General features: G+C 63.9%; 21 protein-coding genes and 2 tRNA genes. 15 read left to right on the top strand and 8 right to left on the bottom strand.

Annotation, left to right across the window (positions count from 1 at the left end):
* The first annotated feature begins 90 nt into the window (after nucleotides 1-90).
* The 4 genes from gatC to SC1_RS06630 are packed head-to-tail and all read left to right on the top strand — an operon-like array spanning nucleotide 91 to nucleotide 4,685.
* On the top strand, nucleotides 91-393 hold the full coding sequence (gene gatC, locus SC1_RS06615; RefSeq protein ID WP_062179196.1) for an Asp-tRNA(Asn)/Glu-tRNA(Gln) amidotransferase subunit GatC: 303 nt from the start codon (nucleotides 91-93) through the stop codon (nucleotides 391-393).
* Nucleotides 393-1,874, top strand: a complete 1,482-nt coding sequence (gene gatA / locus SC1_RS06620; protein ID WP_062179199.1) for an Asp-tRNA(Asn)/Glu-tRNA(Gln) amidotransferase subunit GatA — start codon at nucleotides 393-395, stop codon at nucleotides 1,872-1,874. The genes gatC and gatA overlap by 1 nt, the downstream gene beginning before the upstream one ends.
* 1 nt (nucleotide 1,875) lies before the next feature.
* Entirely contained in the window at nucleotides 1,876-3,342 is a 1,467-nt protein-coding gene (gene gatB, locus SC1_RS06625) for an Asp-tRNA(Asn)/Glu-tRNA(Gln) amidotransferase subunit GatB (RefSeq protein WP_062179202.1), read from the top strand.
* A gap of 2 nt (nucleotides 3,343-3,344) precedes the next feature.
* Entirely contained in the window at nucleotides 3,345-4,685 is a 1,341-nt protein-coding gene (locus SC1_RS06630) for an amidohydrolase family protein (protein ID WP_062179206.1), read from the top strand.
* Here the strand turns inward: SC1_RS06630 and SC1_RS06635 are convergent.
* The 3 genes from SC1_RS06635 to SC1_RS06645 all read right to left on the bottom strand — a co-directional run bounded on the left by SC1_RS06635 (nucleotide 4,682) and on the right by SC1_RS06645 (nucleotide 7,536).
* On the bottom strand, nucleotides 4,682-5,449 hold the full coding sequence (locus SC1_RS06635) for a hypothetical protein (protein WP_062179209.1): 768 nt from the start codon (nucleotides 5,447-5,449) through the stop codon (nucleotides 4,682-4,684). The genes SC1_RS06630 and SC1_RS06635 overlap by 4 nt on opposite strands.
* A gap of 53 nt (nucleotides 5,450-5,502) precedes the next feature.
* Complete coding sequence (locus SC1_RS06640; RefSeq protein ID WP_062179212.1) at nucleotides 5,503-7,185, bottom strand: amidohydrolase; 1,683 nt, start codon at nucleotides 7,183-7,185, stop codon at nucleotides 5,503-5,505.
* 153 nt (nucleotides 7,186-7,338) lie between these two features.
* Nucleotides 7,339-7,536 carry a hypothetical protein gene (locus SC1_RS06645; protein ID WP_062179215.1) on the bottom strand — a complete coding sequence of 66 codons (198 nt, stop codon included), beginning with the start codon at nucleotides 7,534-7,536 and terminating at the stop codon, nucleotides 7,339-7,341.
* A 191-nt stretch (nucleotides 7,537-7,727) separates the two neighbouring features.
* Between SC1_RS06645 and SC1_RS06650 the strand changes: the two genes are divergently transcribed.
* Both SC1_RS06650 and tig read left to right on the top strand, forming a co-directional pair.
* A tRNA-Leu gene (locus SC1_RS06650) sits at nucleotides 7,728-7,812 on the top strand.
* Between the two features lie 87 nt (nucleotides 7,813-7,899).
* Nucleotides 7,900-9,507, top strand: coding sequence for a trigger factor (gene tig, locus SC1_RS06655; protein WP_062179217.1), 1,608 nt, complete (start codon nucleotides 7,900-7,902; stop codon nucleotides 9,505-9,507).
* A gap of 87 nt (nucleotides 9,508-9,594) precedes the next feature.
* On the opposite strand, the gene SC1_RS06660 is transcribed toward tig, so the two are convergent.
* The 4 genes from SC1_RS06660 to SC1_RS06675 all read right to left on the bottom strand — a co-directional run bounded on the left by SC1_RS06660 (nucleotide 9,595) and on the right by SC1_RS06675 (nucleotide 12,188).
* Complete coding sequence (locus SC1_RS06660) at nucleotides 9,595-10,479, bottom strand: carbon-nitrogen hydrolase family protein (protein ID WP_202966787.1); 885 nt, start codon at nucleotides 10,477-10,479, stop codon at nucleotides 9,595-9,597.
* Nucleotides 10,476-11,063, bottom strand: a complete 588-nt coding sequence (locus SC1_RS06665; protein ID WP_062179220.1) for a GNAT family N-acetyltransferase — start codon at nucleotides 11,061-11,063, stop codon at nucleotides 10,476-10,478. The genes SC1_RS06660 and SC1_RS06665 overlap by 4 nt, the downstream gene beginning before the upstream one ends.
* Nucleotides 11,060-11,458 carry a ketosteroid isomerase-related protein gene (locus tag SC1_RS06670; protein WP_062183719.1) on the bottom strand — a complete coding sequence of 133 codons (399 nt, stop codon included), beginning with the start codon at nucleotides 11,456-11,458 and terminating at the stop codon, nucleotides 11,060-11,062. The genes SC1_RS06665 and SC1_RS06670 overlap by 4 nt, the downstream gene beginning before the upstream one ends.
* Before the next feature lie 112 nt (nucleotides 11,459-11,570).
* Nucleotides 11,571-12,188: a DNA-3-methyladenine glycosylase gene (locus SC1_RS06675; RefSeq protein ID WP_062179223.1), complete on the bottom strand. Its 618-nt coding sequence runs from the start codon at nucleotides 12,186-12,188 to the stop codon at nucleotides 11,571-11,573.
* Between the two features lie 101 nt (nucleotides 12,189-12,289).
* Between SC1_RS06675 and SC1_RS06680 the strand changes: the two genes are divergently transcribed.
* On the top strand, nucleotides 12,290-12,607 hold the full coding sequence (locus SC1_RS06680; protein ID WP_062179227.1) for a 2Fe-2S iron-sulfur cluster-binding protein: 318 nt from the start codon (nucleotides 12,290-12,292) through the stop codon (nucleotides 12,605-12,607).
* A gap of 3 nt (nucleotides 12,608-12,610) precedes the next feature.
* Here SC1_RS06680 and rlmB read toward each other — a convergent pair whose 3' ends face one another.
* Entirely contained in the window at nucleotides 12,611-13,378 is a 768-nt protein-coding gene (gene rlmB, locus SC1_RS06685) for a 23S rRNA (guanosine(2251)-2'-O)-methyltransferase RlmB (RefSeq protein ID WP_062179230.1), read from the bottom strand.
* Nucleotides 13,379-13,459: 81 nt separating this feature from the next.
* On the opposite strand from rlmB, the gene SC1_RS06690 reads away from it, so the two are divergent.
* The 8 genes from SC1_RS06690 (at nucleotide 13,460) to SC1_RS06730 (ending at nucleotide 23,412) form a co-directional block, all read left to right on the top strand.
* Nucleotides 13,460-13,545: transfer RNA gene (locus SC1_RS06690), tRNA-Tyr, on the top strand.
* 198 nt (nucleotides 13,546-13,743) lie between these two features.
* Nucleotides 13,744-14,943 carry a site-specific integrase gene (locus tag SC1_RS06695; protein ID WP_062179233.1) on the top strand — a complete coding sequence of 400 codons (1,200 nt, stop codon included), beginning with the start codon at nucleotides 13,744-13,746 and terminating at the stop codon, nucleotides 14,941-14,943.
* A 786-nt stretch (nucleotides 14,944-15,729) separates the two neighbouring features.
* The gene (locus SC1_RS06700; protein WP_062179236.1) at nucleotides 15,730-17,325 is read left to right on the top strand and encodes a hypothetical protein; all 1,596 of its coding nucleotides are present in this window, start codon (nucleotides 15,730-15,732) and stop codon (nucleotides 17,323-17,325) included.
* Nucleotides 17,326-18,538: 1,213 nt separating this feature from the next.
* Nucleotides 18,539-19,573, top strand: coding sequence for a toprim domain-containing protein (locus SC1_RS06710; RefSeq protein ID WP_062183721.1), 1,035 nt, complete (start codon nucleotides 18,539-18,541; stop codon nucleotides 19,571-19,573).
* Between the two features lie 313 nt (nucleotides 19,574-19,886).
* Nucleotides 19,887-20,822 carry a DUF2493 domain-containing protein gene (locus tag SC1_RS06715; RefSeq protein ID WP_062179242.1) on the top strand — a complete coding sequence of 312 codons (936 nt, stop codon included), beginning with the start codon at nucleotides 19,887-19,889 and terminating at the stop codon, nucleotides 20,820-20,822.
* 243 nt (nucleotides 20,823-21,065) lie between these two features.
* Nucleotides 21,066-21,791, top strand: a complete 726-nt coding sequence (locus tag SC1_RS06720) for a LuxR family transcriptional regulator (protein ID WP_193749120.1) — start codon at nucleotides 21,066-21,068, stop codon at nucleotides 21,789-21,791.
* A 90-nt stretch (nucleotides 21,792-21,881) separates the two neighbouring features.
* Entirely contained in the window at nucleotides 21,882-22,496 is a 615-nt protein-coding gene (locus SC1_RS06725) for an acyl-homoserine-lactone synthase (RefSeq protein ID WP_062179248.1), read from the top strand.
* Nucleotides 22,497-22,506: 10 nt separating this feature from the next.
* Complete coding sequence (locus SC1_RS06730) at nucleotides 22,507-23,412, top strand: phytanoyl-CoA dioxygenase family protein (protein WP_238586598.1); 906 nt, start codon at nucleotides 22,507-22,509, stop codon at nucleotides 23,410-23,412.
* Nucleotides 23,413-23,417 lie beyond the last annotated feature (5 nt).

The following is a 23,417-nucleotide window of genomic DNA, read 5'->3' on the forward strand; positions in this document are numbered from 1 at the left end:
CGAAGGTTTTTGGGGCAGTTCTACTAGCCGCACCTTGAAGCGCGCGGGGCGGGATGCTAGCGGCGCGGCTTCGTTAAAGTTAGGGCGATCATGGCAATCGATCAGGCAACAGTAAGGAAAATCGCGTCGCTGGCGCGCATCGCCATCAGCGATGCCGAAGCCGCCGCGATGGAAGGCGAATTGAACGGCATATTGGGCTGGGTCGAGCAACTCGGCGAGGTCGATGTGACCGGGGTCGAGCCGATGACGGCGGTGATCCCGAATGTGCTGCGGCTGCGCGACGACGTGATCGACGCCGACCCGCTGACCGGCGGCAACCGCCGCGACGATATTCTCGCGAACGCCCCTGCGCCGCAGCATGGCTTTTTCGGCGTTCCCAAGGTGATCGAATAATGACCGAGTTTACCAATCTGACCGTCGCCGAGATCCGCGACGGTCACCGCGCGGGCGATTTCAGCGCCGTCGAGGTTGCCGAGGCGTTCAACGCCAATGTTGCTGGAGCAAAGGCGCTCAACGCCTTCATCGTCGAGACGCCCGAACATGCACTGAGCGCGGCGAAACAGGCCGACGCCGATCGCGCCGCGGGCACGCTGAAACCCCTGTCGGGCGTTCCCATCGGGATGAAGGACCTGTTCGCGACGAATGGCGTCCAGACGACGGCGGCGAGCCACATGCTCGAAGGCTTTGTTCCGCGTTATGAATCGACGGTGTCGGCGAAGCTGTGGGACGCGGGCGCGGGGATGCTGGGCAAGCTGAACCTCGACCAGTTCGCGATGGGGTCGTCGAACGAGACGAGCTATTTCGGCAATGTGATTTCGCCGTGGCGGCGCAAGGACGGCGGCAATGCCGCGCTCGCACCGGGCGGATCGTCGGGCGGTTCGTCGACCGCGATCGCGGCGCGGCTGTGCCCCGCGGCGACGGGCACCGACACTGGCGGCTCGATCCGCCAGCCGGCGGCCTTTGTCGGCATTTCGGGGATCAAGCCAACCTATGGCCGCTGCTCGCGCTGGGGCATTGTGGCGTTCGCCAGCTCTCTCGATCAGGCAGGGCCGATGGCGCGCGACGTCAAGGATTGCGCGATCATGCTCGAGAATATGGCGGGCTTCGATCCCAAGGATGCGACAAGCCTGAACCTGGCTGTGCCCAATTGGGAAGCGGCTTTGTCGAGCGATCTCAAGGGCAAGAAGGTCGGTATTCCCAAGGAATATCGTTTGGAAGGCATCGATCCCGACATCGACGCGATGTGGGACGCGGGCATCGCAATGCTGAAGGATGCGGGCGCCGAGGTGGTCGAGATCAGCCTGCCGCACACCAAATATGCGCTGCCGGCCTATTATATCATCGCGCCCGCCGAAGCGTCGTCGAACCTCGCGCGCTATGACGGCGTGCGTTATGGCCTGCGTGACTTGCCCGAAGGGGCGGGATTGCAGGATATGTACGCCGCGACGCGTGCCGACGGTTTCGGGCCCGAGGTCAAGCGCCGTATCATGATCGGCACCTATGTGCTGTCGGCCGGCTTCTACGATGCATATTACACGCAGGCACAGAAGGTTAGGACGCTGATCGCACGCGATTTCGAACAGGCGTTCGGCGTGTGCGACGTGATCCTGGCGCCGACCGCGCCGTCGGCGGCGTTCGGGTTGGGCGAAAAGATGGCCGATCCGCTGGCGATGTATCTGAACGACGTGTTCGCCGTGCCCGCGAGCCTCGCGGGTCTACCTGCCATGTCGGTCCCCGCCGCGCTGAACCGCGAAGGGCTGCCGCTGGGACTGCAGATCATCGGCAAGGCATTTGACGAGCAGGGCGTGCTGAACGCCGGGCTGGCTATTGAAGAGCGCGCGGGCTTTACGGCGCGCGCCGAGAAGTGGTGGTAAGATGAGCGATTATCGCATCAAGGGCGAAACCGGCGAGTGGGAGGTCGTGATCGGCCTAGAGGTCCATGCGCAGGTCACCTCCAACGCCAAGCTGTTCTCTGGCGCCGCTACGGCGTTCGGGGCGGAACCCAATACGCAGGTGTCGCTGGTCGACGCCGCGATGCCCGGCATGCTGCCGGTGCCGAACCGTGAGTGCATCCGCCAGGCGGTGCGCACGGGCATGGCGATCGAGGCACAGATCAACAAATGGTCGCGGTTCGACCGCAAGAATTATTTCTATGCCGATCTGCCGCAGGGTTACCAGATTTCACAGCTTTATCATCCGCTTGTCGGCGAAGGCTCGCTGATGATCGAGGAAGATGAGAAGGCGGGCATTCCGGAGCCCAAGCGCATCGGGATCGAGCGAATCCATGTCGAGCAGGACGCGGGCAAGCTGATGCACGACCAGCATCCAACGATGTCCTACGTCGACCTCAACCGTTCGGGTGTCGCGCTGATGGAGATCGTCTCGCGCCCCGACATGCGCTCGCCGGCCGAAGCGGGGGCCTATGTGCGCAAGCTGCGTTCGATCCTGCGCTATGTCGGATCGTGCGACGGCAATATGGAAGAAGGCTCGATGCGCGCCGACGTGAACGTGTCGGTCCGCAAGCCGGGCGATGAGTTCGGGACGCGCACCGAGACGAAGAATGTCAATTCGGTGCGCTTCGTCATGGCGGTGATCGAGGGCGAGGCGAAGCGTCAGGTCGAACTGATCGAAGGCGGCGGCACGGTGGTGCAGGAAACGCGGCTTTACGACCCCGACCGCAACGAGACGCGTTCGATGCGGTCGAAGGAAGATGCGCATGATTACCGCTATTTCCCCGATCCCGACCTGCTGCCGCTTGAGCTGGACGATGCATTCCTCGACGAATGCCGAGCGAGCCTGCCCGAGCTGCCCGACGCCAAGCGTACGCGTTATCTGAGCGAAGGCATTTCGGCCTATAACGCCGACGTGCTGACCGCCGAGGTCGAGGCGGCGCGCTGGTTCGACACGCTGCTCGAAGCGGGCGTGAAGCCCGTGGCGGCGGCAAATTGGGTGACGAGCGAATTGTTCGGCGCCCTCAACCGTTTGGGCCGCGACATTTCGGACTCGCCGGTTTCGCCCGAGCATGCCGCCGAACTGCTTGGCCTTGTCGCTGATGGTACGATTTCGGGCACGATCGCCAAGCAGGTGTTCGAGAAGATGCTGGAAAGCGGTGACGCCGCAGGCGTGATCGTCGAGCGCGACGGCCTGAAGCAGACGAGCGACACCGGCGCGATCGAGGCTGAAATCGCCAAAATCCTGGCCGCCAATGCCGACAAGGTCGAGCAGTATAAGGGCGGCAAAGAGGCGTTGTTCGGCTTCTTCGTCGGCCAGACGATGAAGGCAATGCAGGGCAAGGCGAACCCGCAGGTCGTGAACGAGCTTCTGAAGAAGGCGCTGGGCTGAGGATGCGCGCGGCTCTTCGCGCGCTCCTGACCTTCTGGCTGCTAATCGCCTGCGCGGGGCTCGCGCGGGCGGAGACGATTGTCTTTACCGACGTCAACGTCGTGCCGATGGACCGCGAACGCGTGATCCCGCGGACGACGGTGATCGTCACCGACGGCGTGATCGCGAGCATCGGGATCATGGCGAAGCTGCCCGCCGGAACGCCGGTGGTGGACGGCAAGGGCGCCTGGCTGGTGCCCGGGCTTGCCGACATGCACAATCATGTGACGAGCCGCGACGATCTGTCGCTGCTGCTCGCCAATGGCGTGACGACGATGCTAAACATGGGCGAGGCGACCAACGCGTTTGCCGGGCGGACGCGGATCGCGGTGAACAAGGGCGAGGTGCCGGGGCCGCAGATATTTACCGCGCTCGCGGTCGATGGCGACCCGCAATATGGGCATCTGGTGATCAAGACGCCGACCGATGCGCGCGCGATCGTCGGGATTGCCAAGTCGAACGGCTATAGCTTCTTGAAAGTCTATACCAATTTGTCGGCCGAGGCGTTTGCAGCACTGGCAAAGGAAGCCAAGGCGCAGGGCATCGGAATCGTCGGGCATAATGTCGCCGCGGTCGGTCTGGCGAAGCAGCTTTCGGCAGGGCAGGCGATGGTCGCGCATGTCGAGGAGTTTTTTTACGGCTTCTTTCCCCAGCCGCCCGCCGACGACCAGCAGGCACCGCCCGCCGATGCGCGGATCGCCGATGCGATCGCCTTGGTGAAGGCGCGCGGGACGTTCGTGACGTCCGACCTCTTCACCTATCGCACGATCGCGGCGCAATTCGGCAAGCCTGAGGTGGTGAAGGCGTATCTCGCCGCGCCCGAGGCGCGCTATCTGTCGCCGGGCGACCGTATCGATTGGGCCCGGTCGGGTTATCAGAAAAAGACGGTCGACCTGTCCAGACGAGTGGCGTTCGAGGGGCGTTTCGTGAAGGCGATGGCCAACGCGGGCGTGCCGCTGATCGCCGGGGGCGATGCGCCGTCGATTCCCGGACTGGTGCCGGGGTTCGCGCTGCATGACGAGATCGACGCGATGCTGACGGCGGGGCTGACACCGTGGCAGGCGCTGTCGGCGGCGACGCGCACGCCCGGCGAGTTTATCGCGAAGACGGTGCCGGGTGCCGCGAAGTTCGGCGTGATCGCGCCGGGCTATCGCGCCGCCCTGTTGCTGGTGGCGGAGAACCCGCTCGAAAAGCCCGCGACCTTACGGGCGCCGCTGGGGGTGATGGCGGGCGGGCGTTGGTATGATGCGCCGGCGCTGAAAGCGATGCTCGACAGCGTCGCGGCGGCGCGCGCCGCCCCCTAGAAGCGCCGCTGCCCGGCGGCCCAGTCGCCAGCGTCGCACTGGCCCGAGAAATTGGTGATCGCGTCGATCGTGATGCGGCCCGAACGGCGATCGACCGTCAGTTTCGGCTTGTTCAGCCCGTTGATCCGATAGCTGGCGGTGATGCGGTCGGCAGTGACGACCAGATTGTCGAGATCCCACCAGCCATGATCGTCGCCGCTATGTATCGGCGCGACGAGCTTTGGGCCCAGATGGATGCGGCCCTGATCGCCGTAAAGTTCGATCTGGACGTCGCTGTTGAAGCCCTGCGCGCTGTTGCCGACCTCGTTGCTCCATTCCCACTTATGGTTCCACGGGTTCCATTTATAGGTCGGCTTGGTGGTGACGGTCGGGCGGGTGCCCGCGCCATAGCAAACAAGGACAAGCGAGCCGGGATCGGCGTAACCGGATTCTGCCGGGCGGTCATAGGAATGCTGTTCCGTCGGATAGGCGTCACGTGCCGGGCCATTGTCGCAATTTTCGGTGGGCACGGAGATCAGCGCGCCATAGCGGCCGTCGACCGTGGAGACCGAGAGGCAGCGGCCAAGGCGCTGGTTCCACCAGAAGCTATATCTTTGTTCGCCGACGGTGGTGGAGCGGCGCGAAACATAACCCCGCGCGAGCAGTTGCGTTTCGTCGCCTGCCGCGCGAGCGCCGGCGAGGTCTGCGACATCGGCCGCCGGTTGGGCGAAGGCCGGCGCGGGGAGCGCGGCGGTGAAGAGGAGAAGAGCGAAACCATGACGCATGACGAAGACTCCTGTTGCTGCCGAGATAACCCCGCCAATGTGATGATATCGTGTCAGAAGTTTGCGCGCCAGACGCTGCGGCCTTCCTTGATCGTTTCGCGGACCTGGATGTCCTTGATCCCGTCGACCGGCGTTGTCAGCGGATTGCGGTCGAGAATGACGAAATCGGCGAGCAGGCCGGGCTTGATGCGGCCCTTGCGATCTTCCTCGAACGCCTGCCAAGCGGGGCCGGTGGTGAGCGCCTGTAGTGCCTGATAGGCGGTAAGGCGTTCGCTGGGGCCGCTCACGACGCCGGTGGGCGAGGTGCGTGCCATCGAGGTCCAGAGCATGAAACGCGTGTCGAGCGGGGTGACGCTGTAGTCACTGTGGTTCGAAGGTATCAGGCCCGCGGCGCGGGCCGAGCGAAAGGGGCTGATGAAATCGACGACTTCCGCGGGGAAGTTGGTGCGGTGGACATCGGCCCAATACCATGTGTGGTTCGAGAAATAGGCGGGGCCGACGCCGATCCGTTTATAGGCGGCGAGTTGGTCGCGGCGCTGGAATTGCGAATGGATGACGATCGGGCGGCGGTCGTCCGCCGCCTTGATCCCGAGCGCGTCGAAGCCCTTGATCGCCATGTCGATCGCGGCGTCGCCATTGGCGTGGACGAACAGTTGCCAACCGCGGTCATGGACTTTCCTTGCCTGCGCGATGAACTCGGCTTCGGAGAGGACGGGTTCGCCGTGCCAGGGGTGATGCCCTTCGGGGCTGCCGCGCTTGTAGTCGCGGGTGAAAAATCCGGTGCGCGACTGCACCGACCCGTCGAGGACGAATTTGATCCCCTGTAGTTTGACATGGCCCTGGTAGCTGCCGAATTTAAGCTCGGGCTGGGCGAGCAGGCCGTCGAGCCCGGTCGAGAAGGGGAGCAAAGCAAGGTCGATCTTGAGCCTTTCGCGTGCGGCCGCAGAGGTGAGGAACGCGACGTCGGGGGGCAGGGTCGCGCCGTCCTGCGCATGCGTATAGCCCTCGGCAAAATAGGCATTCTGTGCCGCGTCGAGGGCGGCAAGCTTTTGCTCCGCCGTCGGCTGCGGCATCTTGGCGAGCATCAGGAACATCGCCTTTTCGAGGAGGACGCCGTTGAGCTTGCCGGCGTCGTCGCGCAGGATCATGCCGCCGGGCGGGACGGGCGTGCTTTCGTCGATCCCGGCGGCTTTCAGCGCCGCGCTGTTCGCGACGGCGCCGTGAAGCGAGACGTGGAGCACGACGAGCGGGCGGTCGGGCGCCAGCGCGTCGAGTTCGGCGCGCGTGATGTAGCGTTTTTCGGCGAGCGTCTCGTGATCGAACTGCCACACGGTGGCCCAGCGGCCGGGGGCGGCTGGGGTGCGGGCGAGATGATTGCGGATCGCTGCCGAAACGCCAGCGATGTCAGGAATCGGGCCCAGCGATTTGTCGCGGAGGTCCAGACCGCCCGCGCTCATCGTGGCGACGGTGAAGTGCGAATGGGCATCGATGAAGCCGGGGAGCAGGGTTGCGCCCTTGAGATCGCGGATCGCCGCGTCTTTACCCGCGGCTTTGCGCGCCTGTTTCTCCGGGCCGGCGAAGGTAATGCGGTCGCCGGTGGTGACGACCGCCTCGACTGTCTGCGGCGCGTCGCCATCCATCGTGATAATGGGGCCGCCGCGGTAAAGAGTTGTCTCTTGCGCCATGGCGGCTGTGGTGGTTGCCAAGAGCAGCGCGATGGCGGCGGCGATTTTCATATTTCTCTCCCCTGCGGCACATCGTGGCGATTTCGGCGGGGTGAGGTCAAGTCTGCATATGCAACCCATCGTCATTGCGAGCGTAGCGAAGCAATCCAGTGCGGTTGGCGCCTGCTGTGGATTGCTTCGCTACGCTCGCAATGACGGATAAGGTCAAATCTCTTGCGGTGGGACTTCGTCGGGCCCGCGGCCGGGTTGGTCGATGTCGCCGCCGCCGGGGCGGCCGGGGATTTCGGTCGGCTGGCCGGCCGGGTCCTCGACCGGGGTCGGCTGCACCGGCTGTTCGGGCGGCGCTTGAGGTTCGATCGTGTCGGGCTTCGGCTTGGGAAGCGGGTCGGCTGCGTTGGTCATTGTCACTCTCCTTGAGTTAACCAACGAACGGGCGCGGTGCATGTTCCGCCAGCGGGTACCAAGCATGTTCCGCCAGCGGAACGGGGCGGCTTTCCGCCCTTGCCCTCGGCGACGCGTCTGCTATAGCCCCGCGCGGCCCGCACGGGCGTGCGCGGCAGCGCGCGACTTCGTGCACCCGGCCAAAAGCACCTGCGGGCGTGGCGGAATTGGTAGACGCGCTGGTTTTAGGTACCAGTATCGCAAGATGTGGGGGTTCGAGTCCCTTCGCCCGCACCAATCTGCAATGCAGGCCGGGATTACAGGGAACTCCGCCGCGCTGGCGGGGTTCGATACGAGATTTTGAGCAAGGATAAGACCAAGGCAATGAAGACCGTCGAAACGCTGAACGAAGGCCTGAAGCGCGAATATCGCGTGACCATCACCGCCAAGGATATCGACGCGCGCGTCGACGACGAGGTGAAGAGCATCGCCCCGACCGTCCGCATGCCCGGCTTTCGCCCCGGCAAGGTTCCGCCGAACCTGATCCGCAAGATGCACGGCCCGGCGCTGTCGGCCGACGCGCTGAACAAGGCGATCGACGCCGGCGTGCGCGACCTGATGACGAAGGAAAAGCTTCGCCCCGCGCTGCAGCCCGCCGTGTCGCTCGACGAAGGCTATGAAGCCGGCAAGGACGCCGAACTGACCGTCAGCCTCGAAGTGCTGCCGGAAATCAAGGCGCCGTCGATCGAAGGCCTGAAGCTCGAACGCCTGACAGTTCCCGCCGACGACAAGGCCGTGATGGCCAAGATCGAGGAATTCGCCGCGCAGATGAAGCGCTTCGAAGAAGCGCCGAAGACCAAGAAGGCCGCCCAGGGCGACCAGGTTATCATCGACTTCGCCGGCAGCGTCGACGGCGTCGCCTTCGACGGCGGCACGGGTGAGGACATGGCGGTCGAAATCGGTTCGGGCCAGCTCATCCCGGGCTTTGAAGACCAGCTCGTTGGCGTCAAGGTCGGCGACGAAAAGGTGCTGAAGGTGACGTTCCCGGACGAATATCCGGTCGCGGACCTCAAGGGCCAGCCCGCCGAATTCGCCGTGACGGTCAAGGAAGTGAAGGTTCCGGCGGCGTCGAAGATCGACGACGAATTCGCGAAGACGCTCGGCCTTGAAAGTCTCGACAAGCTGAAAGAGCTGATGAAGGATCAGGTCGAGCAGGAACTGAACGGCCTGACGCGCACCTATATGAAGCGTAAGCTGCTCGACCAGCTCGCAGCCAGCCACGATTTCGACGTGCCGCCGACGATGGTCGAGGCCGAGTTCAACCAGATCTGGCAGCAGCTCGAGCATGAAGCGAGCCACGAGGAAGATCCCGAAGCGGCGAAGGCCGAACTCGAGAACGACCGCGACGATTATCGCTCGATCGCGGTCCGCCGCGTCCGCCTTGGCCTGCTCCTGTCGGAAATCGGTCAGGCGCACGGCGTGCAGGTCTCGCAGCAGGAAATGCAGCGCCTCGTCATGCAGGCGGCGCAGCAATATCGCCCCGAAGATCGTCAGCGCTTCGTCGAATATGTCCAGCAGGACGCGCTCGCCGCAGCGCAGATCCGCGCCCCGCTGTATGAAGACAAGGTCGTCGACTTCCTGTTCGAAAAGGCCGAGATCAGCGACCGCGAAGTGACGCGCGAAGAGATCGAAGCCGCGATCGAAGCCGATGACGACGGCCATGTCCATGGCCCGGGTTGCGGCCACGACCATGATCACGACCACAAGCCCGCCAAAAAGGCCGCCGCAAAGAAGCCGGCTGCCAAGAAGGACGCGGTGAAGGAAGAGGCCAAGGCCGAGGAAGCTCCCGCCAAGAAGGCGCCGGCCAAGAAGGCTGAAGCCAAGGCGGAAGAAAAGCCGGCTGCGGCGAAGAAGGCTGCTCCGGCGAAGGCCGCCGAAGACAAGCCCGCCGAAAAGAAGGCTCCGGCCAAGAAGGCAGCCGCCAAGAAATAAGCCCACTTCAGGGCTGAAACAAAAGGCCGGGCGGAGCGATCCACCCGGCCTTTTTGTTTTCCATCGCGGGGGGCGACTGTGGGGCCGTTAGCGAATCTGAAGCATTAGGGGCGGAGCTTGCGGCTGCTCGCTCCAATGTGCTGGCCCACGCACCGCGCCATTGCGCCGCAACTCGGCCAGCGCCTCAAGGTCGATGTCGGCATAGGTCCAGCCGGGCGCGTCGAGTTCGCCGAGCGCGATGATGCCGTCGGCGGGCATGCCAAGGTCGGGCGGCGCAAAGACGCCCGCCGCCCCGACGTTGATGTCGACCACCGCCGACCAGGGGGCGGCGCCGACCGTCGGCGACTGGATGGTGAAGCATTGCGTTTCGAGAGCGCGCGCCATCGCGCCGACGCGGACACGCCAATAGCCAGCGAGGCTGTCGGTGCAGCTCGGGATCAGCAGAATGTCGGCGCCTGCGGCCGAGAGCGCCTGCGCGGCCGCAGGAAACTCACAATCGTAACAGATGATCACGCCGACCTTTGCAATGCCGAGATCGAACAGCGTCACTTGCGGCTCGCCGGGGGCGATTGTCCAGTGGGTGCGTTCCCACATCGTCAGGATCAGCTTGTCCTGAAAGCCCGCGCCGCCCTCCGGCCCGAAGAGGCGCGCGCGATTGACGATCAGGCCGCGCTCGTCGCGTTCGACCATCGACCCGGCGAGGATGTGGACGCCGTGGCGCTGCGCGAGAAAGGCGTGGAGACGCGCGGTCTCGTCCGCCATGGCGGCAAGCGGCGCGACCTGCGCTGCGGCATCGAGCGCGACCGCGGGATCGAGCAGCGACGCGAGCTCCATATTGCCATATTCGGGGAAGACGAGCAGGCGCGCGCCATTGCCCGCCGCTTCGGTCACCCAGGCTTCGAGCTTGGCGGCATAGCTTGCCCAGTCGGGGTGCCGATCGATCGGCCAGGCGGCGCTTGCGACGCGGATCATAGCGTGCGGGTCCAATATTGGAGACTGTGCGCGCGTTCGGCATCCTCGCCGACGCATTTCCAGTCGAAGGACGCGATGACCCCGGCGAGCGGAGCATAGCCGCGCGCGTGCCAGAAACTGTCGAGGGGGCGATAATCGGCGGGGCGGACGGGGTGATCGTCGGCGCGGATCACGCTGCAGAAGACGGCGTGCGAGGCGCCGCGTGCGCGCGCCTGCGCTTCGCGATGGTCGAAGAAGGCGTGGCCGATGCCCCGACCGCGATGGCTGGCGAGCAGCACCGATTCGCCGAAATAGAAGGTGCGCGCGACGTCGAAACCGGCGGCGGCGAGCGGCGATTGCCACGCCGCGTCCTGCGTGGCGAGCGGCGCAGCGGTGGCGGCGCCGACAATGTCGTCGCCATCGCGCGCGACGACGATCACCGCGCCGTCGGCCGCCGCGAAGGTGGCGAGATAGCCGGACTCATAGGCGGCATCGCCATCGTAGAGATAGGGAAAGTCGCGGAAAACGGTGGTGCGCAGGCGGGCGAGGGCGGGGATGACCTCCGCCAACCCGCTGCCCGTTACCGGCGCGACGGTTACGGTCATGCGCCGACCTGCTTCAGCCAGTCCTGCAGATTGTAATAGGTCGTCACCCGGTCGATCAGCCCGGCGTTATTTACCGAGAGGAAAGCGCCGCCGGGGAGGCGATAGGTCTGGCCATTGGCTTCGGGAAGGCCCTCGTCGGTCGCGAGATAGGTGCCGTTGACGACAAACTCGGCGGCGGCGCGATTGCCCTCGGCAAAGATCACCATGTCGGTTAGCTGCTCGCGGTAGCAGCGCGTCATATGCGCGTTGAACTCGGCGAACAGCGCCTTGCCGTGCCGCGGTTCGCCCTGGTTGACGTCATGCCGCATATCGTCGGCGACGAGCGCAAGCATGGCGTCGGTGTCGCCCGCGTTGAACGCGGCGTAATAGGCGGTGACGATATCGCGGGTGGTCATTTCTGCGTCCTTCAAGTGCGTCATTGCGAGCGTAGCGAAGCAATCCAGCGCGGTTTACCTAACTCTGGATTGCTTCGCTACGCCCGCAATGACGCGGAGGGAGGGCTGATCCTCAGATCACATCCATATTGTAACAGTGCCAACTGAAGATCGCAGCCGCGCCGCGGTGCGGGCGCCACGCCTCCGCCAGTTCGCGCGCCTGCTTCTCGCCGGGGCGCGCGCCAAGTTGGAGGATGCGGCCGACGGCTTCCTGCACCGCGAGATCGCCCGCGGGCCAGATGTCAGGGCGCCCTTCGGCAAAGAGGAGGTAGATTTCGGCCGACCAGCGGCCGATTCCCTTGACTTTGGTGAGCAGCGCGATCGCTTCCTCGTCGTCGGCAGGGAGGGCGTCGAATTTCAGTTCGCCGTCGAGGATCAACTGCGCAAGGCTTTTGGCATAACCCTGTTTCTGGCCCGACAACCCGCACGCGCGCAGTGTGTCGAAGTCGGCGGCGGCAACCGTTTCCGCCGGGCAACCCTCGCCAAACTGCGCCTCCAGCTTGTTCCAGATCGAGTTCGCCGCGGCGACGCTTACCTGCTGGCCAACGATGGTGCGGAGCAATGTGGTGTAGCCGGGGGCGCGGATGCGCGGCTCGGGATAGCCGGCATTGCCGAGCGCGCGTGCGAAATTGGCATCGCGCGCGGCAAGCGCGTCGATTCCCGCGTTCAGCTGCTGCTGGCTGAGCCCCATCGCATATTCTCCTTTTGTTCCGGAGGCTATCACTAGCAACGCTTGATTTGCCGCGCAACGCGCGACATAGCGCCAGCAACAAGAAACCTATGGGGACTAGCATGGCCAAGCTGATTGTCGTGACGCGTGACGGGACCGAGCATGAGATCGAGGGCGACACCAGCCTGACGGTCATGGAAAATATCCGCGACGCCGGCTTTGACGAACTGCTCGCGCTGTGCGGCGGTTGCTGTTCGTGCGCGACGTGCCATGTCCATGTCGAGGCGGGCGACAGCGCCGCGATGCCCGCGATGAGCGAAGACGAGAACGATCTGCTCGATTCGACGACCGACCGCGACGACAGTTCGCGCCTGTCGTGCCAGATTCCGTTCAGCGATGCGCTCGACGGCCTCCGCGTGCGGATCGCCGCCGAGGATTGAGCCTTACTGGCCGGCCGTCGCGACCGCGTAGAGCGCGATCGCCGCGGCGTTCGAGATGTTGAGGCTCTCCATCCGCGGCGAGATGGGGAGCTTGGCCAGCACGTCGCAATGTTCCATGACATTGTGGCGCATGCCGTCGCCTTCGGACCCCAGCACCAGCGCGACCTTGCTGCCGTCGAGCGTCTCGCCCAGCGTGGTTTCGGTGTCGCCCATCAGCCCGATGCGCCAATATTGCGCCTCGGCGATTTCTTCGAGCGCGCGCGACAGATTGACGACGCGCACCCATGGCACGGTTTCGAGCGCGCCCGATGCCGAACGCGCGATGACGCCGCTTTCGGGCGGGCTGTGGCGATCCTGCGTGATGATCGCGGCAGCATCGAACGCCGCCGCCGAGCGCAGCACGGCCCCGATATTGTGCGGATCGGTGACCTGATCGAGGATGATCAGCGGACGCTTGCTGTCCGTATCGCTTTCTTCCTGCAGAAGGTCGCTGAGATAGATGTCCTCGAGCGGGTCGACCTCGACCACCAGTCCCTGATGCGGCGCATCGCGCGCGACGAGTCGCGCCAGGTCGGTGACGTCGGCGTAGCTGATCGGAATCACCGGCGGCAGGTCGAGCTGGCCCAGCGCCTCACGGGTGCCCCAGATGCGTTTTACGGTGCGTTCAGGGTTGGCGAGCGCGGCCAATACGGCGTGGCGGCCCCAGAAACGAATGGCTTGTCCGCGCTGATTTTGACCGGCCGGACGACGATGACGAGAAAATTGACGCATGATGGCGCGCCTTTCCCATGACTGGCATTGACAGGCAAGCCTCGTTTCGCCATTGGGCCACTTCCCAAAGCGGGCCCCAATGGACAGGTGGCCGAGTGGTTAAAGGCAGCAGACTGTAAATCTGCCCGGGTTTCCGTACGCTGGTTCGAATCCAGCCCTGTCCACCATCCTCCCATCCGAGGGTGTCCGCCGAACCCCCTAGAAATCCCGGAAAACCTAGCGTATCATCCACGCATCGTCCGCATGCGTCCGGGGCAATTTGCCTGCAGCCGGAGCGTAGTGTGGGGGAAGTGTGGGGGAAGATTGTCTTTCCCCCACACTCGTGTTCCCCAGAATGTGGGGAGAAAGTGTGGGGGAAGATTCCCATGGGCAAACTCACGGCGGTTGCGGTTAAGGCCGCTCTTGCGAATCCGGGCACCTATCAGGATGGTGACGGCTTGTTTTTGAAGGTCGACAAGCGGGGAGGGGCGTCTTGGACCCTTCGCCTGCAGCGCGACGGCAAGCGTCAGGACATCGGGCTGGGCAGCGCGAAGTTGTTCACTTTGGCGCAGGTCCGCGAGAAGGCCGGTGAGCTTCGCAAGGCGGTCAAGGTCGACCGGCGCGACATATTGGCTGAGCGGAAGGACGAGGCGTCTGCCAAGGTGACGTTTCGCGAGGCGGCGAGGCAATATCACGCCGAGAACGAGGCGGGATGGAAGAGCGAGATCTACGCCCGCCAATGGCTTTCCAGCCTTGAGAATTACGCCTTCCCGAAACTGGGCGACGAGCAGACCGGTGCGATTGTCGCGGCTGACATCATAAACGTGCTCACGCCGATCTGGCAGGAGATACCCGACACCGCCCGTCAGGTGCGCAACCGGATCTGCACCGTGCTGGATTATGCGCATGCAAAGGGCTGGCGTTCACGCGAGGCTCCCTCAGGTAATAGCAGCCTGAAAGCGGGGCGTGGCTTGCCGCGGCAACTCAAGAAGACCGAGAATCGCAAGGCTATGCCATATGCGGCTTTGCCCGGTTTCATCACTGCACTGCAGCGCAAGCCATCCTACAGCAGGCTTGCGCTGGAACTACTCATCCTGACCGGTGCGCGCAGCCAGGAGGTGCGTCTGGCGACCTGGGACGAACTCGACATCGAAGCGCGGCTATGGACTGTGCCCGCCGATCATATGAAGCGTGGCAAGTCGCATATCGTGCCGCTGTCCGATGCCGCGCTGGAAGTGATTGCAAAAGCGCATGCTTTCAGGCTCCCGGACACAGACGTGATTTTCCCCGGTGCGAGTGGGAAGACGATGTCCGATATGACGCTGCTCAAGGTGCTACGTGACATGGCTGAGCCATTTCATGTCCATGGCTTTCGCTCGACATTCACCGATTGGGCGGCGAACGAGGGTTTTCCCGATGCTGTTGTGGAAGCGGCGCTCGCCCACAAGACCCCCGATGCCGTGCAAGCGGCCTATCGCCGCACAACATATCTTGGCACTGCTGACAAACCGGGAGCTCGTATCGATCTCATGCGCGCATGGGGAAATTATTGCCTCGCTCGTGGGGCGGGCGACGAAAACGGCTAGTGTGGGAAAAGTGTCGAAGCGCAGCAGCTAATGGTGGAAGCCTAGCCCGTCCTCTTTGTATTCGAACCGCGCTCTCATCGACGCTTGGATCGCAAGCGGCGAGCCAATTCACTTCAATGCTCCAGAGAAACCTGAGTGTAGGAACTGCTCGGTGATCCAGACACGCGGCATCGCGTAGAACGTTTTGGCGCCATGCCACTGCCCGATAAAGGTTGGTCGTGCGGGTCCTGCAACAGCTTTATTTGGCCCGCTCCGATCCGGCTGCGCCGTAAGGCAGCGTGACCGCCGGGCGAAGCTCGTTGCCGCGCCGGCGATCCGCGCCGAAGCATTTCGCGGGAAGCTGAATTCAAAGCGAATGCTGTTTCTCAAGTAATCTGTGCCCCGCCGCGACACCCCCGGCAGCCTGTCAGTTCGGCGGCCAGTGGCGAGGTTTGCCGCTGGCCGCGTAATCACATTCAGCCCTTCCCCGCCGCGAGAAGCCGTGCCTCCCCGCCGCCGGCCCCGCGCTGCGAGGCCGAGAGTGAGAGAAGACGGGGATTCTCGTGGCGAGCCTGAGGCCAAGAGAGAGTCTTGTGGCGGTTCGCCATGGAGAAAACCCATGGTTCACTCGGTATCAAACTTCACCCCGCGTCCGCCTCCTGACGCTCCTATCGAGCGATTGAGCCCACCCCGCAAGATCCAGCGGTCGCCGCCGGCGGGCTGATCTCGCGCCGCCGCACCATTCCGAAATCTCACACATCAGACCAGCCCGCGCCTTGATGCGCGCGGCTGCGCGGAGTCACGTCCATGGCCCAGTTTCAAATCCTGTGCCCCCACTCGGAAAACGAGTGGCGGCCGATAACCATCGATTTCCGTTTCGCTCCGACAGGCGATCAGCAATATCTTTGGCCCTCCTTCGAGGAGGCTGAGGCGGCCCGGCGCCAATTGCTTGCAAATTCGCCGGGCGCCCAGCTTCGGATCGCACTTGCGGGTGCCGACATCGGCGACGTCGATTGGCCCACTCGAGAAAAGCTAAGATTTGCCGATGGCACCTATGCGCCGACGCCCTGGCACGAAGAGGCCTGGTACCAAGCAAGGCATGAAGAGCATTTTTGCCACGTTTCAACTGAACAGCTCGGGAAAATTGCTTTCACGGAAAATGCGGCCAAGGGGCAGGTCGATCGCCAGCTAGTTATGTCGCCCGGGCGCTATCTTCACCGCTTTTTCTCCTCAGACCTCGACAATAACGCAATTGAGGGCTGGTGCGCGCGGCTCTCGGTGCAGCTCGATGAAGACACGCTCAAAATCACGCAAGATGCTGACGAAATAGAAGATGTTTATGTCGGCGGACCGTCGAGCTGCATGGCGCATGAGACGAACGAGTTCGACAGCTTCTGCCATCCGACGAGGGTTTATGCCGGTCCGGATACCGCCATCGCCTACATCGGCTCACGGGCGGATGCGCGAGCTCGCAGCGTGGTCTGGCCTGAGCTGAAAATCTATACCAGCATCTATGGTGACGTATCTCGCCTCAAGCTGCTTCTAGAAAATGCGGGGTACTCCAAAGGCAGCCTGAATGGCGCACGCATTCGGCGTATCGTGGACGGCGACAGTTTCGTCGTCCCCTACATCGATGCTGGAGACGATCTGGCCGATGACGGCAAATTCCTCATTGTCGGACATGGAAGCATTCCGTCGGAAAACACCAACGGCCTAGGCGATAGAATCTGGTACTGCCCGCGCTGCGAGCAAGATGGCAGCGAGCACGACATCGTCTATTTTAGGGACGGATCGTCGGAGGAGTGGTGCTATCACTGCTTCACCGATCACACGGTCTTCTGCGCCCACAATGAGCGCCCATACAGCGACGCGGAAACCTTCATCACCGTGTTCGCCGATGGCGACGAGCATGATGTGCTCGAGGAGGATGTCGACGCTTTCGGGGCTGTCTATGTCGAAGATCGTGGTGATTGGTGGCTCGCGACCTGCTGCCGACAATGCGACGCCAGCGGCGACTGGTACCATGCCGACGACCTTACCGAGTATCATGGCGAATGGCTCTGCGACGACCATCTTCCCGTGGCATTCGCCGACGACGACGCGTTCCTGCTCAACGCTCATGTCCTGACCTTCCGCCAGTTCCAAGAGGATATGGCGGGCATCGCGGCTGAGGTCGCCAAATGGCAGGCGGCCGGCGATCGGGCGCGCGCAGAGTGGCTCCGGCGTGCGCAGCACCCTGGGGAGCAGCCTCTTCAAAACGCGCCCTGCTGTGCATCGCATGAACGGTCCGGCTACGATTGCGTCTCCGCCAACCTCGAAGTGTCTCGGGGCGACGGTCATCCGTCACGCGTCCCTGCACCGCAATTGGCTGCTGCCGCACTTCCACTCTTCGCAGGAGTTTGATTCCATGACCTATGACCTGTCGGGCCGAGCGGGCCTGCTAGAAATCCTCTCATGGGCTCGCCCCCATGACAGCGCCACCGAACGCGCCTTCTGCCGCGAATATCTCGACCGAATTACCGGCATGCGCTCAGATGCCTTCGGAAATAGAATGCTGACCGTCGGTGACCGGCCCCACGTCCTGTGGAGCTGCCACGTCGATACCGTAGCTGCCAAAGGCGGGCAGCAGGCTGTCGGGATCGATGAGAATGGCGTCGCGTCATTGTGTGACGGCAAGGCCGGCATGTCGCTGGGCGCCGACGACGGGGCCGGATTATGGATCATGATCAACATGATCGCTGCGGCCCGCCCTGGACGATATCTTTTCCATCGCGGAGAGGAGCAGGGCTGCCTGGGATCTCGCTGGATCGAGCGGAACAGCCCGGACCTGCTTTGCGGCATCGAAGCGGCCATCGCATTCGATCGTGCCGGAGTGGATGACGTGATCACCCATCAAAGCTTTGGTCGAACATGCTCCGACGCCTTCGCATCGAGCCTCGCACTGGAGCTCAATGGGCTCAACCGGGACTTCGGTTACAGGCCCGACAATACGGGCGTCTATACCGACACCAATGAATATGCCGGGATCATTCCCGAATGCACAAACCTCTCGGTCGGCTATGAACGCCAGCACGGTCCTCGCGAGACGCTGGATGTCGTCCACTGCGAGAAACTGCTCGCCGCCATGCTCGAAATCGATGCGTCGAAGCTCGTGATCGAACGCGATCCGTCCATTGTCGAAGATGATCGCTGGTGGTTCGATCGCCGCAGCCATGGCGACGCGTTCGCCGAGGCCGTTGCCGACCATCCGGCCCTCGCAGCCTGGATGCTTGAGCAGTGCGGTGTCACTCTCGACGACTTCCAAATGGAAGTTTGGGCGGAGGATATGGACGAGGGCGGGCCTTATCGTCCGCTGGTGTCGTCTTGATATCGCTTTGGTGCCTCTCGTCAGCGATCAGGTGGAGCGCAGCATGATAGTCGGGCTCACCGATATTGGGCCGGACCGCGCTGATTCTTATCGGCAGAGCGCTGGGGGCTTGATTTTGGAGATCGTCTCGTGAAAATTGAAGTTCTACGTGCCGGCAGGGGCTGCTGGCGCCGAAGTGTTCTTGGCGCTCGTCGATCGATTTCCGATCGCGCGAGCCCTCGAATGCAAGGCCGCCTGAAGGAGCCCCGCATGACCAGTTCCGCCGCTGATATCGCGCGCCGACTTGCCGACAATGCCGAAGCGGTGTGCCGCCGCTATCTCTCCAACGGCCGCCGCGAAGGCAATTACTGGATGGTTGGCGACATAAGCAATAGTCCGGGCCGAAGTCTCTATGTCCGGCTCGCCACGCGCGCCGCGGGCGGCGGGGCGGCAGGCAAGTGGACCGATGCCGCGACCGGAGACCATGGCGATCTTCTCGACGTCATTGCTGCGAGTTGTGCACACATGGGGTTTCGCGACACGCTTAATGAAGCGCGGCATTTCCTGAGCCTGCCGATGCCGGAGATGACGCCTGCGGGACCGAAAGCCAGAAAAGGGGCGCAAGGGTCGCCCGAAGCGGCACAGCGGCTTTGGGCGAGTTGTCGACCGACAGCCGGCACTTTGGTCCGGGACTATCTCGCTGCCCGGGCGATTAACGACGTGCGCGAGTGCGATCCGCTGCGCTTTCATCCGCGCTGCTTCTATCGTCCCTCGAAGGACGATGAGCCCGGAGGTCGGTCCGCATGGCCTGCGATGATCGCGGCAGTGACCGACGAGGACGGCCATGTCACCGGCGTCCATCGGACCTGGCTCGATAAGGGGGGCGCCGACAAGGCGCCGGTTACCTATCCTCGCCGCGCCATGGGCTTGCTTCTCGGTCATGGCGTCCGCTTCGGGCCGGCATCGCCGGTCATGGCAGCGGGCGAGGGGATAGAGACCCTGCTATCGCTCCGCCAGCCGATGCCGACCATGTCCCTGATTGCCGCAACGTCGGCCGCGCATCTCGCGGCGATCGCCTTTCCGCCCGTCTTGCGTCGCCTATACGTCGCGCGCGACGACGATCCCGCGGGGGCCGGAGCGGCCGCAGCACTGGCAGAGCGCGCCGATCCGGTCGGGATCGAAATCATCTCGCTCGAACCCGAGCGCGGCGATTTCAACTCCGATCTTATGCTTCTTGGCCGCGATCGCCTCGTCCGGTCTCTTGAGCGCCAGCTTCACCCGTCGGACCGTCAGTTCTTTCTCTGAGGCCAGAGATGAACCGGAGAAGGGAAGCGAAAGGGAGGACATGAAACCGGATCGCGGACGCCCGTCGGGGCCGTGCCCCGGCCTTCGCAAGAGGGCGACTGCGGCAGGCGGGGCGGGAGCCGCAATGGCGGCGCAAGCGGCTATTTTCCGCCGGGGCCGTCGGCCCCTTTGCATCGCGAAGCAAAATAGCCGCGAGCGCGCCATCCTCCGCTTCGCTTCGGCCCCGCCCGCCGGCGGGGTGCGGTCCCGTCCCGCATGCCGCACCTCATCGCCGCGAAGGCCGCGCGGGCGCGGCCAGGCCAGGAGACCCGAAATGACTGTTCCAAACGACCATCCCGCCTCAGCTTCTGCCGAACCCGGCTCGACTGCCTATCTCCTCCAGGAAATGCAGCTCTTCGGCTACCGGCCCTATGAGGATGAACCCGACCCGCGGCCTCTACCGGATGCCCGGCTTGCCGGAGGCGCCATCGCCGATATGTTCGACGGGCTCACGGGCTGCCTCGCCGAGACCCGTATCGAACCCGATCTCGAAGACCTGCTCTGGAATCTGGTCAACCTCTTCCACCGCGCCGGCGATCGGATCGAGCGCCGGCTCGACGAAAATGAGCAGCTCCAGCGCAAGCTGCAACGCGAACAGGATGGCAGTGAGATCCGCTCGGTCGAGCTCGAACGCGCGACCCTTCAAGGCATCTCGCTCATCGAGAGGCGCGACGCCATGGAATTCTTCCGCGAGGCCGCCGCCGATCAATTCCGCACTCACATGCGCAAGGCTTGGATGCCCCGCACCGGTTCCCGCGCGCATCACAGAGCGCTGACGGCATCGGTCGTCGACAGCCGGGACTTCCTCGACGCGCGCCTTCGCGAAAAGGCGGCGACCTTGCTGCCCGAAGGAACGCGGATCGCCTTTACCGGCGGGAGCGATAGCGACGATCATAACGCGATCTGGGCTGCACTCGACAAGGCTCGCGTGCGGCATGCCGATATGATCCTCCTCCACGGCGCAACGCCGACCGGCGCCGAGCGAGCGGCAGCCTGCTGGGCCGACAACCGTGGTGTCGCGCAGGTGGCGTTCAGGCCCGATTGGAACAAGCACGGCAAGGCGGCGCCGTTCAAACGCAACGACCGGATGCTCGAGGCGCTACCCGTGGGGCTTATCGTCTTTCCGGGAACTGGAATTCAGGACAATCTCGCCGACAAGGCGATGAAAATGGGCATTCCGCTGTGGGACTTCCGCAAGGGCGGTGGCTGAGCCGCGGATTTCCGCGGCTTTGCGTAAATTGCCTCAATCTGGTTCTATCTCTGGAATATATTTGAATAATATGGGGTTAGCCCGCACTTTCAGATTCTCCCAAGATCGCCTGGACCAGCGGTGATCGGCCGTCGCGGGCCGGCCAGCCTTGTAAGAGGGCAAGGCCGCACGCACTGACGAGGGGCTCGCGGACCCGGCAGGTCGGAAACGCCGGTCGGCGCGCCAAGGGTCATAATGCCGACGATGGACGCCGCGCATGCATTTGCGCTCGACGTCAGCCGGGTGAAGGACAAGGCGGGTCTCGCCGACCTGTTGCAGGAAGCGTGTTCGCGAATGGGCTGCTCGTGGTTCGCACTTAGTCACCATATCGACTTCCTGGCGGCTCCGGATCGGGGCGTGCGCGTCCACAATTATCCGGAAGAATGGGCTCTCTGGTTCGACGAGCAACGTCTGGGTGTAACAGATCCCGTTCACCGCGAGAGCCAGCGCAGTATGTCGGGTTTCCTGTGGCACGATATGAAGACCGAGCGGCCCGAAGACGAAGTCATTCTTGCCGAGGCGCGGCGGCACGGCATCGGTGACGGTCTCACCGTGCCGGCGCATCTTCCCGGCCATGCGCATGGCTCTGTTTCGTTTGCGTGGAAGCCGGGTAGTTCTGCGAGTGCCGACGCGCTGCAATTTGCGCGGATGATTGGCGGTCCCGCTTTCGATGCGGCGCGCCTTATCGCCTATCCGGATCTCGCGCACATCGGGCCACGCCTTACCCGTCGGCAGCGCGAGGTGCTGATATGGGCAGCCAAGGGCGAGTCCGTGCCCAGAATAGGGCTGAGACTTGGTCTCAGTCCGGACACGGTGCGCGAACATCTGCGCAATGCCCGCCAGCGCTACGAGGCGAATGGCGGTATCACGCTTACCGTGCGCGCGCTGTACGACGGCGACATAAGTTTCGAGGACATCGCCAAGCGCTGAGAAAAATTGGGGACACCCCCCGATCATGCTATGGTGCAGCGGCGAAAAGCCCTTCAATTGGAACGCCTCTTTTCAAACGGAGGCAAATCCATGCTGCTTATTGTCGATTCCACCAACCGGGCGCTCGAGCACAAGGCGATGCGCACGATGTTCGAGGCGCGCAAGCGCGTTTTCATCGATCTTCTGAAATGGGATATTCCTGCGCTGGCCGATCGCTTCGAGCTGGACCAGTTCGATAACGTCGATGCCACCTATCTGATCGTGACCGATCCGGACGGCGAGCATCTCGCCTCGGCGCGGTTGCTACTCACCACCCGGCCTGCCCTCCTCGACAGCCTCTTCCCGGGGCTGGTCGCAGGGGACGTGCCGCAGGGCCCCAACGTCCTCGAAATCACCCGCTTTTGCCTATCGCCGGGCATCGGCGCGCGGCAGCGGCGGATCGCGCGCGACGCGCTGCTGGTCGGGCTTGCAGAGTTCGCGCTCGCCAACGAGGTCAGCACCTATACCGGCGTTGCCGAACTGCCCTGGTTCCGTCAGATCCAGACCTTCGGCTGGGACTGTCACTCACTCGGCGAGCCGCTCCTCCACCGTGGGCAGGCGCTCGTTGGCCTCCGCATAGATATCGATGCCTCCACCGTCGCAAAACTCGCGGCCGCAGGCATCGTCAGCAATGCAATCGCGGCCTCGGCCGCCTGCGCAGCCTAAGGAGGGTAAGATGCTGATCAACCACGCCGCCCTCGACGAGCGATCTCATCGATCCCCTGCCGCAAATGCCCTCATGGACCGCGGCTATGCGGTTCTGCAGGGCGCCGCTCCGACATTGCTTATCGAAGCGATCGCCGCGGATCTCGGACCACGCTACGAGGCGACGCCCTTCTGCGAGGGCGGTTTCTACGGCGAGCGGACCAAGCGGTTCGGCCGCCTCCTGATCCGCTCGCGGCATATGGCCGATCTCGTGATGAACCCGGCGATCCTCGAATTGGCTGAGACTGCGCTCGGAAACTGGTGCGAGCGGATCCAGCTCAATCTCGCGCAGGCGATCGAGCTGCATCCCGGCGCGCTCGCGCAATTCCCGCACCGAGACCAGGATATGTGGCAAGGTGCGCTGGGCGAGGTCGAATATCTGGTGAATGTCATGTGGCCGCTGACACCCTTCACCGAGGAGAATGGCGCGACGATCATCTGGCCCGGCAGCCATGGCGTCGAAGCCTTGGTCGAGGAGCCCAAAGAGGCCCCGATTATTGCGGAGGCCGAGCCCGGCGACGCGATCGTCTTCCTCGGCTCGACGCTGCACGGCGCCGGCGGAAACCGGAGCTGCGACGTCCGCCGCGGGATTATCGTCAGCTACTGCCTCGGTTGGCTCAAGCCCTATGAAAATCAGTGGCTGGCCTATCCGCCTGAGATTGCGCGGGCATTCTCGCCCGGCGTGGCGGCGCTTGCGGGATATGCCCAGCACCGGCCCAATCTCGGCAATTTCGAGGGTCAGTGCCCGTCGGTCCTGTTCGATGGCTATCCGCAAGATCCGATTGCCGCGATCGACGCGCTCCGGCCCGATCAGCAGGCACTGCTCGCCGAACATGTCGCGGCGCAGCGGGCTGAGGGCGGGGCACTGGCGACGTGAGCCCG

It is taken from the genome of Sphingopyxis sp. C-1 (genome assembly GCF_001047015.1).
Lineage (GTDB): Bacteria > Pseudomonadota > Alphaproteobacteria > Sphingomonadales > Sphingomonadaceae > Sphingopyxis.